The organism is Arthrobacter sp. Y3225209 (genome assembly GCF_059090685.1).
In genome coordinates, this window is the sequence record NZ_JBNHFW010000011.1 from 17,705 (window position 1) to 31,730 (window position 14,026).

Annotated in this window: 8 protein-coding genes; 6 read left to right on the top strand and 2 right to left on the bottom strand. The window is 63.5% G+C overall.

Translation table 11 applies throughout. The features are described 5' to 3' along the window. Positions 1 to 134 precede the first annotated feature (134 nt). From AC5RVB_RS07965 to AC5RVB_RS07990, 6 genes are all read left to right on the top strand, one after another. Positions 135 to 1,355: an MFS transporter gene (locus AC5RVB_RS07965; protein WP_494142426.1), complete on the top strand. Its 1,221-nt coding sequence runs from the start codon at positions 135 to 137 to the stop codon at positions 1,353 to 1,355. A 67-nt stretch (positions 1,356 to 1,422) separates the two neighbouring features. Continuing rightward, positions 1,423 to 2,463 (top strand): NAD(P)-dependent alcohol dehydrogenase, encoded by a 1,041-nt coding sequence (locus AC5RVB_RS07970; protein ID WP_494142427.1) that lies wholly within the window; start codon positions 1,423 to 1,425, stop codon positions 2,461 to 2,463. Between the two features lie 251 nt (positions 2,464 to 2,714). Further along, the gene (locus AC5RVB_RS07975) at positions 2,715 to 2,996 is read left to right on the top strand and encodes a pyrophosphorylase (RefSeq protein WP_227902099.1); all 282 of its coding nucleotides are present in this window, start codon (positions 2,715 to 2,717) and stop codon (positions 2,994 to 2,996) included. 253 nt (positions 2,997 to 3,249) lie between these two features. Then, positions 3,250 to 8,820, top strand: a complete 5,571-nt coding sequence (locus tag AC5RVB_RS07980; protein ID WP_494142428.1) for a DUF6531 domain-containing protein — start codon at positions 3,250 to 3,252, stop codon at positions 8,818 to 8,820. After that, positions 8,817 to 9,326, top strand: coding sequence for an Imm26 family immunity protein (locus AC5RVB_RS07985; RefSeq protein ID WP_227902097.1), 510 nt, complete (start codon positions 8,817 to 8,819; stop codon positions 9,324 to 9,326). The genes AC5RVB_RS07980 and AC5RVB_RS07985 overlap by 4 nt, the downstream gene beginning before the upstream one ends. A gap of 95 nt (positions 9,327 to 9,421) precedes the next feature. Then, positions 9,422 to 9,670 (top strand): type II toxin-antitoxin system Phd/YefM family antitoxin, encoded by a 249-nt coding sequence (locus AC5RVB_RS07990; RefSeq protein WP_227902096.1) that lies wholly within the window; start codon positions 9,422 to 9,424, stop codon positions 9,668 to 9,670. 251 nt (positions 9,671 to 9,921) lie between these two features. On the opposite strand, the gene AC5RVB_RS07995 is transcribed toward AC5RVB_RS07990, so the two are convergent. Continuing rightward, complete coding sequence (locus AC5RVB_RS07995) at positions 9,922 to 10,866, bottom strand: hypothetical protein (RefSeq protein WP_494142429.1); 945 nt, start codon at positions 10,864 to 10,866, stop codon at positions 9,922 to 9,924. Positions 10,867 to 10,959: 93 nt separating this feature from the next. Beyond that, complete coding sequence (locus tag AC5RVB_RS08000; RefSeq protein ID WP_227902094.1) at positions 10,960 to 11,421, bottom strand: hypothetical protein; 462 nt, start codon at positions 11,419 to 11,421, stop codon at positions 10,960 to 10,962. Between the last annotated feature and the right edge of the window lie 2,605 nt (positions 11,422 to 14,026).

The following is a 14,026-nucleotide window of genomic DNA, read 5'->3' on the forward strand; positions in this document are numbered from 1 at the left end:
GCCGGGCGCCTTCAATGCTATCCGGGCCGGGCCACGGACATAGGGGGACACCGGGCTACTGCCGATAACGGTACGGTGGTTTTTGGTCGCTTAGGCGGGACCATCCGTTTCCGCCACTGCCCGAAGGGAAAAGCTTGCGTTCTGCCACCGGCCCCGGCCTGCTGTTTGTCCTGGTGTGCGCCATGGGTGCCGGACCAATGATGAACTACGGCATCTCCGCCACCAGCACCCTCATCATGGCGGACCTGGGCATCAGCGAAGCGCAGTTCGGCCTGCTCGCCGCCACCTGCTTCGCCGGAGCCGCCCTGTCCTCGATGTCCCTGGGCCGGCTCAGCGACCGGATCAGTTCCCGCACCCAGCTGCTGATCATCTTCGGCGGAACCGCCCTCGCCCTGGGACTGATGGCGGTGTCCGGGAATTACCTGTGGCTGCTGGCCGCCGTCCTGCTCTCCGGCCCGGCCCAGGCCATTTCCAACCCCACCACCAACCGGATCATCAGCCATGACGTGGAACCCGGCAAACGCCCGGGCTGGATGGGCATCAAGCAGTCCGGCGTGCAGGCCAGCCAGCTCTTCTCCAGCCTGTTCTTCCCGGCTGCCGCACTCATCGCGGGATGGCGAGGCGCCGCCGTCGGGGCAGCGCTGGTCCTGGGCTTGCTGCTGGCCTACGCGTGGCACCGGCTGCCCGCTGAACCACGGCGTAGAACGACGACGCCGACGGCGCCCACCAACCGGAGGTTCCCCGCCCCGGTCTGGCTGCTGGCAGCCTTCGCCCTGTTTTCCGGGGCGGGGATGCAGGCCACGAATGTTTATCTGCCCCTGTTCGCCCAGCGGGAGATCGGATTCACTCTGCTGATGGGCGGCGCCACCGCAGCCGCGGCCGGCGTGGTCGGCGTGGCCTCGCGGGTGCTCTGGGGCCGGCGGATGGCCGCCGGCGTCCGTGCCTCCACCCTGCTGCTGCTTCTGGCCGCAGGCGCCGTCTGCGGCGCAGTGCTGTTGCTGGTGGCTGGCCAAACCGGCGCACAGGGATGGCTATGGGCCGGCGTCGTGTTCCACGGGGCCTCAGTGCTGGGCGTGAACGTGGTGGTGATGGCCGGGGTGCTGCGGGAGGTACCCAAAGAACGGGTCGGAGCCGCCTCCGGCGCCGTGTCGCTGGGCATGTACACCGGGTTCGCGCTGGGGCCGCTCGCGATGGGTGTGCTGCTGGAAGCCTCCGGCGGTTTCCTGGCGGGCTGGCTGTGCATCGGGGCCGCATATCTGGTCTGTGCCGGCATCGGCCTGGCCTACCGGGTACGGGATGGCAGAGGCCTGTCCGCCGTCGCCCGCGGGAGCGTCGGTAAGGTGCCCGGGAAATAAACGACGCCGGATCCGCCTTGTGCTCTAAGTGCCCTACGGCACTGATTCCCCCACAGTTTGGAGAAGTATGACCACCGCACGCGCCTACGCCGCCACTTCCGCCACGGATCCGCTGGTTCCCACCACCATTGAACGCCGCGAAGTCGGCCCGCATGACGTGCTGATCGACATTGCCTATGCAGGCATCTGCCACTCCGACATCCACACCGTCCGCGGCGAATGGGGCCCCATTGCCTACCCGCAGGTGGTGGGCCACGAAATCGTCGGCACCGTCGCCGAAATCGGCTCCGAGGTCACCAAGCACCAGGTCGGCGACCGCGTGGGCGTAGGCTGCATGGTCAACTCCTGCCGCGAGTGTGAGAACTGCAAGGCCGGCATGGAGAACTACTGCCTCAACGGCAACATCGGCACCTACGCCAGCAAGGACGTGGACGGCACCATCACCCAGGGCGGCTACGCCACCTCGGTAGTGGTCAATGACGACTTTGTGCTCCGCGTCCCGGAAAGCATCTCCTACGAGGCCGCCGCCCCGCTGCTCTGCGCCGGCATCACCACCTACTCGCCGCTCGCCCACTGGAACGCGGGACCGGGCAAGCGCGTCGCCGTCGTCGGCATGGGCGGACTAGGCCACATGGGAGTGAAGATCGCCGTCGCCATGGGAGCGGAGGTAACCGTCCTGTCCCAGACCCTCAGCAAGCAGGAGGACGGGCTCCGCTTCGGTGCGAAGGACTACTACGCCACCCGTGACGAGAGCACCTTCGAGAAGCTGGCCAACACGTTCGACCTGATCATCAACACGGTGAGTGCACCGATCGACCTGCAGCAGTACCTCTCCCTGCTGCGCCTGGACGGCACCATGGTCAGCGTCGGAGCCCCGCCCGAGGCGCTGCCGATCTCCGTGTTCGCCCTGATGGGCAACCGGCGATCCTACGCTGCCTCAGGCATCGGCAGCATTGGGGAGACCCAGGAAATGCTGGACTTCTGCGCCGAGCACGGCATCGCCCCCGAGGTGGAGCTGATCGAGGCCAAGGACATCAATACCGCGTACGAGCGCGTGCTGAAATCCGACGTGCGCTACCGCTTCGTCATTGACACGGCCACCATCTAAACCTGCCTAGTCAGCAGAGGCGCCTCACCGGCTGGTGGGGCGCCTCTGCTGTGCTTACGGGTCATTACTTGCGTCTCAGGCCCGGGAATCTGATCTCTTGTTTTTAGGGCCTAAAACAGGTGTCGGGTCTGGAATTTACAAGTAGTTTTGGGTAAGTCATTGGCTTAATTGGCCTGTGTTGGTAAGTTCTCCCACGACCGGTCGCCGGCATTAAGCGCTCGGCGGGTAAATGTCATTAGAGGGGGAATTCCATGTCACGCGTGTTGTCCACCGAGCAGGCGAAGTCTGCTATCAACCAGGTGCAGTCCATCATTAACGGCGGTTTCACCGACCAGATCTCGGCATTGGATGCGCAGGGCAAGATCCTGTCTGATCCGAATACCTGGGACGGCCCGCTGGCTGCCCAGTTCCGCGGATCCACGTGGCCGGAAACCAAGGCCGCCCTGGACAAAGCCCGCCAGGAGCTCGAAGAGCTCCGCACCCAGCTCCAGAAGATCTCCCAGGACATCTTCTCCGCAGGCGGCGGCGCCTAGTTTCCGTCACCTGCAGGTGACGGGAACGGTGGGTAGCCGCCGGCTCACGCGAGCCGCCGGTTACCCACCGTTTTATCGTTCTTACGTTTCCCGACGACCCTGAACGCTACCGGCAAGGACCAGGAGTCCCTGCCTCTGGTTTTCGGCGGCGATTCCATGCCTGGCCTGTGCTTATTCCGGGTCAGGCCCTGCCGGGGTTGATGAATTCTACTTTTGCTTTTTCTTCCGGTTCATTCAGTGGGGGGCCCTGATTATGTCTGACACCAAGTTTGTTGAAGTGCCGTTGTTGCCGGAAGATTCCCGGGGACGGTTTGTCTATTCCGTGGCAGAGGAACTTAAATCAGCGTTCGAACAGGCGGCGTCACGGCTCGACGGCCAGGCAGGGGCGCGTGCCTCCTATGTCGCAACCGGCAAAGAGGACTTCGACGGAAACTTCGCCACCAAGTTCCAGGACAATGCCTTGGTGGCAGCCAATGACGCCCGGAACCTTGCTGCCGCGCTGCGGGATGTGGCGCGCTACGCCGGGCAGATGATCGAGGCCGGGCATGAGGAAGATGACCGGCGCCGGGAAAACAACGAGTGGGTGTGGCGGCACAACAACCGCTCCTGGCTGGAGGAAATCGGCGACTGGTTCGGCGGTGAGGAACCGAGGCCCAACCAGGACCGCGGATCCGCCCCAACCTTCCCTGCGGCGACGGCAGCGACCGGCCAGCGGGACACGCCCCCGCCGGGCAGCGGAGGATACGGGGGCGGCACATCCTCGGCCCGGCCGTCGAACCTGCGCTCCTTCGCCGTCGGCTCCCGCGGCCTGGACACGGACTTGTCCGCCACGCCGGGAACCCTGAGCCAGCACCTTTCCTCCTTCGCTGCGCAATGCAACTGGGGCGGAATAGACGCTCAGGGCGTCCTCAATGCCTATAAGGACTATCTGGACGCCAACGAGAACGACGCCCGGTGGGCCACCGTCGTGGCGGATGCCTTCGCTGCGGCCGGCGGGGAAGGGAACGTCTCGACGGTGTCGGATGCGGCCCTGGAAGCTGCGCTGGCCGCTGCCGGCGTGGACGTCACCAGGGACAGCCTGCAGATCGATCCGCCCCAGGCCTACGGCGCGGTTCCGACCACCGGGTATGCCAATGACCCGGTGAACACGGCAACCGGTAACTTCGTCGAACCCGAAACGGACCTCGGGTTCCCCGGAGCCGCGTCCAACCTCGTGCTGTCCCGGATGTACAACTCGCTGGCGCCGCAGGAGGTTTCCGGGGTATTTGGTCCGGGCTGGTCCTCGGTGCTGGACCAGGAGCTGGTGCTCTCGGATGAGGGCTGCCGCTGGATTATGGCCGACGGCCGCGCCGTGGACTTCCCCCGAGAGGGGGAGGCATGGTCCCGGGCAGTGGGGGAGAACTACTGGCTGACCCGCGAGCCGGACGCAGGCTTTGCCGAACTTACCTCTCGTCCCGGCGGCACTACGGAACTGCTGGTGGTCCGGAACAACGAGGGTGCCTGGTGGGCCTACAGCTTGGCCGGTCTCTGGCTCGGTGCCGGGTCCGGCCCGGGCCGGACGGTGTCCGTGCACCGCCAGAACGACAACGACGCCGACCGCCCGGGTCTGGTAACCCGTCTGTCCCACGTACGCGGCCGCTTCCTGGACATCGACTACGTCAACGGCCGTGCCGCCGTAATCCGTGCCTCGGACGGCCGCCGGGCGGAGTACGGGTACGACGACGCCGGCCGCCTGGTCTCAGTGACGACGGAGACGGGCACCCGGACGTACCGGTGGAACGATGCCGGGCTGATCGATGCCGTTTACTCCGCCGCCGGCGTGCTGGAAGCGGAGAACACCTATGACGAGCAGGGCCGGGTGGTCCTGCAGGTCACGCAGCACGGCCGCCGGACCCGGTTCGCGTACCTGCCCGGCCGCGTCACTGCCGTCTCTGATGAGGACGGCACCCGTTCCAACTCCTGGATTGCCGATGCCAAGGGCCGCCTCGTCGGGGTGCTGGATTCCCATGACCAGCGCCAGTCCATGGCCTACGACAAGCACGGCAACCTGGTCTCCCTCACTGAACGGGACGGGTCCGTGACCGTCCACGCCTACGATGACCGGGGACGGAAGATCCGCACCGTCACCCCCGAGGGCGCGGACCTGACCTACGGGTGGGACGAGCGGGACCGGATCACCACCCTGGTGACCGAGTCAGGGGCCGTCGTCACCTATGAGTACGCGGACGATCTGTCCCGTGACCCCTCGGTGATTGTTGATCCGCTGGGCGGGCGGACCGAGCTGGTCTGGGACCACGGGCTCCTGACCCGGGTGACGGACCCGGCCGGGGTATCCGTCGAATTCGACTACGACGTCTTCGGGGACCTGGTCGCCACCCGCAACGCGTTCGGCGACACCGCACGGATTGTGCGCGATGCCGCCGGCCGCCCGGTCGCCTCGATCACCCCCTCCGGCGAGCAGACCCGCTTCAGCTACAACGCCGCGGGCCTGCTGGTCCGGCGCGAAGACCCGGATGGCGCCGTCTGGTCCTTAGAGTACGACGACGCCGGGCGGCTCACCGCGTCCGTTGCCCCGGACGGGGGCCGGACGGCACTGGAATACGCGGCCAACGGGGAACTGGTTCGCACCATCGACCCGCTGGGCCGGGCCATTGAGCGGGTCTTCGATGAACTGGGCAACGTGACCGCGGCGATCCTGCCCGACGGTGCCCGCTGGGGCTTCACCCACGACACCCTCTCCCGACTCACCGGCATCACCGACCCGGCCGGGCACGACTGGATCCGTGAGTACGACAAGGTCGGCAACCTCACCGCCGTCGTCGACCCGACCGGCGTCCGCTCCGAGGCCGCCACCGACCGTGGGGCCGGCACGGCCACCGTGGCCGATGCGTTCTCCTCCTCGACCTACAGCTTCGACGAATACGGCCGTCCCGTGCGGGCCGAAGCCGCGGATGGTTCCGCGGAACTGACCACCTATGACGCGGCCGGCAACCCGGTGGAACTGCTCGACGGCGAGGGCGGACTGACCCGCCTGGAACGCGACGCGGCCGGGAAGATCATCTCCGTGACGTCGCCCTCCGGTGCGGTGACCCGGTACGAGTATGACCTCTGCGGCCGGCCGTGGAAGACCATTGACCCGCTCGGCGCCGAGACTGAGCTGGTGTATGACGTCGATCAGCGCGTCATTGCCCGGGTTCTTCCCACGGGGGAGACGGAGACGTTCGAGTACGACGCGGCCGGGCGGCTCATTCTGCGGGTGACCCCAGGGCGCGGTAATGCCCGGTACGGGTATGACAAGGCCGGCCGGCTGAGTTTCTCCCAGGACTCCTGGTACGGGACCCGCAGGTTCAAGTACAACGTGGCCGGGGAACTGACCGAGACCGTCAACGGTGTGGGCGGACGGACCCGGTTTGAGTACGACGTCCGGGGCCGGCTGATCCGCATCACCGATCCGCTGGGCGGGGTCACCACCCGCACCTATACCGCGACGGACAAGGTGGAGTCGGTCAGTGATCCGCTGGGCCGGGTCACCACCGCCACCTATGATCCGGCGGGCCGGCAGTTGTCCCAGACCGATCCGGACGGGAACACCACCCGCTGGACCTATGATGCGGCCGGACGGGAGCAAAGTACCTCCCGGAACGGGAAGCTGCTGGCGTCGGTGGACCGCGACCGGATGAACCGGCGGGTGGTGGTCACCGACTTCACCGGGGACGACGGGCTGACGGTCGAGCATGAACTCGGCTTCAACCGCCGGGGCCAGCTGACCTCCCGCACCCGCGGAGCCGAGGGCATGTCATGGTCCTATGACGCGGACGGGAACCGTACGTCCTTCACTGACACTGCCGGTACCACCACCACCTATGCCCGGGACGCAGCCGGGCGGGTGAAATCCGTGCACAACCCCCGGCTCGGGGCAGCGCAGTTCACGCATGACGCCTCCGGCCGGCTGACCGCGGTCACCGCCGGGGACCTGGTGCAGGAATGGGCGTACCGCAACGGGTACCTGGCCGAGCACACGCGCAGGATGGGCTCCGCTTCGGACGCTTCCGCGGACATCACCCTGATGGGCCGTGACGAGGACGGCCGGATCACCTGCCTGACCCGTGCCGGTGCCGTCACCCGGTACGGGTACGACGGGGCGGGACAGCTCGTGGCTGCCGCCACGACGCCCTTGGGGGAGTCCGGTGCTGCCGCTACGGTGCGGTCTCAGGTTTCGGAGTGGGAGTACGACGCCGGCGGGCGGCTGGTCCGCGAACACACCCCAGCCGGGTCGCGGCTGTATGCCTATGACGTTGCCGGTGAACTGACCTCCGTCACCGAGCCGGACGGGTCCCGGACGGAATATGTCTACGACGGGCTCGGCCGGAGGTCCCGGCTGATTCGCCCGGACGGGTCCTGGACCGAATACGCCTGGGGGCAGACCGGGTACCTGCACGGAACCGTGGACCGTACCCCGGACGGGGCCGAGACCGCCCGGCACCGCTTGTGGGTGGATGCCCTCGGTGAGCTGGCGTCGGTGGATGGCTGCCCGGTGTGGTGGGACAGTGCCAGTGCAGTGCCCAGGCTGGCCGGTGTCGGCGGGGAGCAGGTGGTAAACCTGCCCGGCGGGGTGACCGGGGTAGGGGAGGCCTGGATCGCACCGGGATGGCGTGCTGCCCGGGCCACTAATGAAACTGATCCTTGGGCGGTGCTGGGGACATCGGTCATTCCGGAACCGGGTGCGGTATCCGGAACGGGTGCTATGCCCGGGGCGGGTGTGGTGGCCGGTGGTTTGCCGGCCGGTATCAGTCTGACCGGTGACGGTGGCCTGGATATTGCCGGCCTGGAATGGCTCGGTGTCCGGGCGTACGATCCGGGAGCCAGGGGCTTCCTCTCCACCGACCCGTTGGCCCCGGTGCTCGGTGCCGGTTGGGACGGCAACCCGTACTCCTACGCGGGAAACAACCCGCTGAACGCCAGCGATCCCACGGGTCTGCGTCCGCTGACCGATGAAGACCTGAAAGCCTACGACGCCTCCAGCCGCGGTGCGCTGGCAGCTGCCGGGGACTGGGTTAAGGACAACTGGGAATACATTGTCGGCGGTGCCGCGATCATCGGCGGGGCGGCACTGATGTTCGTGCCCGGCGGACAGGTCTTCGGTGCGGGGCTGATCAGCTTCGGTGCCGACGTCGTGATCCAGAAAGCCACCACTGGTGAGGTGAACTGGGTCCAAGCCGGGATTTCCGGAGGCCTAGGCATGACCGGCGCCGGCGTGGGAATGATCGCGGGCAGGATGGTCAACAATCCCGTGATCCGTGCGGCCGTAGAAGCAGGTGTCGACGGCGCGATCACTGGGGGCGGCGAATACCTGGCTCAGACAAAAGACCCGAGCCTTGCCGGGCTCGCCCGTGCTGCGGGAATTGGTGCCGGATCGGGATTGATACCTGGTCCTGGTACTGGCGCTGGCCGGGGCGAACTAATGCCGCCCGCCAAACCAAGGCTAGGCGAGATTCCGCCGGTACCGGATGGTGTGGTCTATAAACGAGTCGACACATTAGGGGGCATAGATGACTACGTTGGGCAGGCAGAGAGCGAACAGCGGTTCCTCAAGCGACAGCGGGAACACTACAGGAAGTATCCTGATGCAGTGTTTATATTCCCCGTCTTGGACCGTGCAGAGCCAGGAGTCGAGCTAGATCGACTCGAGGAGTACTGGATTCGAAAGCTGGGCGGACCTACGAATAAGGGGAATCCGGACGGTTTGCTGTCGAACAAGCGACATCAAATGCGGGACAGTAGATACCAAGAGGCCGGAGGAGATCCATCACGGTACAGCGAATGAAGTTTCCAAAGCTGAAAGACGGAGATGTCTTTAAAGTTCCCCTAGGCGATGGACGAGCGGCGGTTGGGCAAGTTATATCGACCTATTTTTCGGCACATTATGTGGTGATTTTTGACTTTGTCGCACAGGAAGATGACATCGAGCTGAACGTTACGAGTGCCCTCCAATCTCGTCCAGCATTTGGCGGTCTGACTTTCGATGCCCTCTTCCGCCCAGGACGCTGGCAGGTGCTTGGGAATAGTGTAGTGGACGGCAGGAAATTCCTCCCCGCATACAAAACCGGGGCAAGTGAGATTGGAAATTGCGTCATCGAGGATTTCAAGGGAACGCGGAGACGGCCCGCTACCGAGGTGGAAGAGGCGATAGTTCCCTTTCGGACGACCATCTCCCCAATTATTCTTGAACGCGCTATGAAGGCTCACGTAGGCATGGAACCCTGGCTTGACGCCTTCGACGAAGTTCGTTTGGGGCAAACGGTTAAGAGTGCGGACATTTTTGACGATTGAAGAGCTCAACTCATTTTAGTGTTGGTGAAATCACTGGTTGCGCTTGATGGTGTGTGCGGGCTCCCAGGGAGCGGGTTTAGGTTTAGGAGGCAGTAATGGCTATAACAGCAACGGAAGCCCGCCGGGATCTGGCTCGTCTCATCGAACGGGTAAACGATGACCGCATCGAAATCGAGATCGTGTCTAAGCGGGGGTCGGCCGTATTGATGTCGAAAGACGAGTATGACTCGTGGATGGAAACAAACTATCTGCTTAGCTCACCGCAAAACGCGCAGCGGCTCCTGGCGTCACTCACGTCTGCACGGAAAGACGACACGGCCGAGTATGAGCATTGTGAACAGTGAGCCGGCAACACAGTGACCACTCGACCTGTTCCGCTATCCGCTCGGCGCGGAAGAAGACGCATAACAGATTGTTCCGCATCCTCGTCTCAGTTAGGCGGACGGACACCGTTTGGCTCGGAACAAAGCAAACGTCACGCCAAGTGCATGATCAAGCGAGGTCTTACGCGGCCTATCCGACATGGATGTCCCAGACAGGCATCGACTCAATCAGCTCAACAGGACCAATGAGGTCCGATGCGCCGTCAGCTTGATTATGGATCTGAAACCGGGCCGATCGGGTTAAGCCGGTATGCCACACGAGTGTGGCCCATGGCACGGTATGGCTGGGCAGACACCTGGGACCTAGGCATGTCGTAGGCAGCCAAATTGTCTTGAGGCGCGATGTAAACGCGCGTCCACTCGCCGCGTTCGGCTGTGATTGCAGACAGTTGACGGGCAAATAGTCCGTCCTGGTACAGGTGAACACCTTCGTCGGCCCGTGCATGAACCCAGTCGCTGTATCGGTCATACACGAACCTGAAGGTCACGAAAGGCGTGAAGTCCTGGGCATTGGTTAGCCAAAAGCGTCGAACGTTCTCGTCAATGGGTACCCGACAGGCAGGTCGACGCGATCCCGCAACGGTGCTTCCAGGTCGCACAGAACGACTTTTCTTTTTGTGCGTGCCTTCGATCATGTCCTGGTCGGAGCGACAGCACGGGACAAGACTGAGGACCCCGGTGAATTTGTCGATCTCGTACCTGAACGCCGTGACCGAGCATCCCCAATCTCGCAGCTCCAGGATGCTGCCAGCGGTCTGAGGATGGATGGATTCTCCGATGATCATGAGAGCCGGAGATTCATTCACGGTTTCTGGAAGCGGGTGGCCGAAGCGCTGTTGGAAAGCCACCGCCAGGTCGATACGGTCACCGTGACCAACGACGTGGATGAGCTCCTCTCTTTTCAGCTGCTTGAGAGAGTGCCGATAGTGGAGAATCTGGCCAATGACGGAGGGTTTGGCTTCGTCCCGCCTCAGCTCAACGATGTGTAGGAGGCCAGTCGAGTCGATCGCGAGTAAATCAACCTCGCCTCCGGATATCTTCACCTGTCTTCCGATGACCAATAGGTCCTGCCCGGTAAGCCATAGCCGGGTTTCCAGATAGTCCTCTAAGTCCTTCTCATAACGGAATCCCAGCAGTTTCATGAGTTGGGTCACCACCAGTCGCCCTATTCTTTGTGGAGTGCGTGGGAAGGTGCTGTGTGGTGGATGGGGCTTACACTTACCCGGACGCAACGGAAAACTGCGCGCGATTCAGGTAACGCTGTTGACTTGCAGACCCGCGAGCTCACACACAAGGGAGGAGGTCTGGCGGCCGAGCTCCTGATCCAGGACGACTTTCAGGCGAGCAGCGAGGACCTCTCGGTAGAGAGAACCTGAACCTTCCCTAATACGCTCTGGACGCTCCGGCGGAGAATTGTCACCGGACGCAGAAAGTGTGCTGTCAGCAAGGAGACGGCGTATCGCCGAGTCCCACATCTGGGTGCCGGTCGTTTTCCAGACTGTGTCAAGAAGGGCCTTCTCCTCGTTGCTGGCGGCACCGCTCTGAGCAAGCACGGTCAGCATCGCAGCACCATATCCAAACTTGAGGTCGCTAGGGGAAGAAATCGCCTCAAAGGCCCACATGGCCCGCGTCCACCATTCCCTATTGGAATAGAAGTTTCTCGGACCACAGAACGAGGGCACCATACCGTTCATGTTCACATGGCGTTCCATGCATCACCTCGAATCAGCAGCACATCATTCATTACGGAAGTCCCGGAGTGCAATCCTGACGCGGTAATCAGCATCCGACGTCGGATGCCTAAATAATAAACTAACGATGCGACTTTTGCGAGTTCTTCGAAAGTAGGCGAAATGGGCATATCTTTCGCCGTGATAATCCATTGATAAATGAGGATATATTGCATATTTAGCTATATCGTCTGGATGGGCCGGCCGTCGTTTGCTGAGGCCGTGACCTTTCGAAGGGAAGCTCAGGGCGACGAGCATCCGGTCAAGGCTGGGCAAACGAGCATCGTCCGCGCACTCCTCGCAGCAGCGCTACCTCATCCACCCCCCGTCTTCGGACCCAGTTTTTCAAGCCGGAGGGAACGCCGTTGCACAATGCTTGCACCCCCCAATAGTTTCGTCGTCGCGATTCCGCGGTGTCAGCCATCCCGGTCGCGCGCCCTGGACAACCACACCGTCGATCCCCGGGAGCTGAGGCCGGTGTGTTCGTTGCTAACGGGTGGAGCTCAGCGGGGACCTAGGCCGAGGCCACATCCCGGATCCCAACGATGGTTCTTCAGCCCGCGTTTTCTTGCTTTCTGGCGGACATCAAAATAACTGAATGGACCGGAACCAGCCCGGTTCTGGTCCGGTTCGGGGCCAGAACCGGGATATCGATAGAGGCCGCCCTGCACTGTGTCCATTTGTGGGCCGGACGTGGGCCATTGTTGGACCACGAAAGCGCTGTTGATCGCACTGGGTCAAATTAGGGTCCGATTCGTCCGGATCGTGCCGAGATCTGGCCCAAAAAGGGCCAGATACCCTTGAAAGCCCGCAAGTAATCAAAACATCACTCAAGAACACCAGTTGTCGTCCTTGGCAGGACAATTTTTGACCAGAATCGAGCCAGCTTTGTCCACAACGTTGCAGCCTTAGGGCTGCATTTTTTACCATCCCGGCGGCCGGGGGCGCCAAGCCAGGGCGGAAGGCAAGCTGCCAGGAGTGTGGACGGGTGGAGCGGGTGGCGATTCGAGCTCCGGAACGGATCCGCTGAGGCCGCCGGCTACCTCCCTTTGGGAAGGATCCACAGAGTCCGCCGGCGATCCTGGAACGACGTTCTGCAGTACCTTCGGAACAGCCGGCTGCAGCCGGCTGAGCAGTTCGTCGCGGCCACGGTGAAGCTGTGGCCACGGCACCGGAACAGAGGTCGTGACAGCCGCTGCAGCGGCTGCGTTACCGGTACGCCGGCGTCGCCGGAGAAGGCGTGTGGAGGGACCCTGACGGGCCGTTGAACCCAGTCCAGGGACAAGCTTGCAGCTGCTGCTTCGCAGCGCCTTCGGCACCCCCGTGGATCCGTCTTCGTCCCTCAGCCGTCACCGCGTGGCCACCTCGTATGGGAACGCTGTTCCTGCGTCACAGCGGCCTGCCGGTGAGTTTGGAACGGGGACTGCGTCCCCTCTTTTCGGGCCTGGAACACGCTCCTACTCCTCCGTCGCAGGACCGTGGCGCTGCGTTGCAGCAGTGCTTCCTACCGGGTGCCATGCACCTAAGAACCCGGTAGGAAGCAAAAGGCCCGAAACCCGCGGAAAGTAGCGCCACCTCTACCCTCCCTCCTACGAGTAGGAACCATAAATGGTCGGGTAGGAAGCAGTGGGTAGGCGCTACTTTCCGCTGAAACACCAGCAGAAACCCCCTCAGTCTTCCGCTAAAGCTCCAGACGTGAGGGAAAAAGGGAAAGGGCATAAGAAAGGGTGGCACCTCGCTACGCTCGGTGGTCGGCACAGCCGACACCCCTCGGTCGCTGCGCTCCCTCGCCCTTCGCTGCGCTCAGGGTTTCTACTGCGTTCGCTGGCGCTCTCTTGCCCCGCCAATGCTGCGCATCGTCGGGGTGCCCCTGGAACCATCGCTGGCGCGAGTGGTCCCAGCTCCCACTCGGGCTGCCGCCCGTCGTGGACAGAGACCCCTGCGACGTTGTCGCGGTGTCTCTGAGACAAGCGAGAAGTGAACCCGCGGCCCCTGGCGACAAGGGCTGTCTGGAAGGTGCCTCAGGGCACCGGTCGGCTACCGCCGACCCGGGGAGAGTGGGACCGATGTCGCAGGGAACCCTGCGATCTGGATCCTGGGACCGTCAAAGAGAACAATCTTAGAGAGGTGTCGGATGCACGGCGGTCCACACATACAAGATTCACTGTCCCCTTGGTCACCCGTGCGGCGAGAAAAAACGCTGATTAAGAACGTTGCCCGTCGGTGACGCACCTGCAGTTCCAAGGAGAATTGCAGTTACCGGGAGAAGAGGAAACTAGCGAAGATGGCATCTTGAGAGCGTCCGGCGAGCGGCATGGCTCCCGCCCGAGAATCCATTTCGGAAATCATTTCCGGGGCGAAACAAGCAGAAGCATCTTCGTTGGTGGTTTCAAAGAGTCGGCGTCGTGCCCCGCAGCCGCGCCTTGCCCTCAGGGACGGCGATGCCCTCGCGCGTCCGCACCGCATATAACGGGGTGTGGGGGTCTCACCTTAATGGACGATGCAGATGTGCAATGCTTCGCCGGGACCCTACGCGGCGCCCCGGAAGATCCACCTGAAGCACTCGAAGGGAAACAGGTCGCAGCCG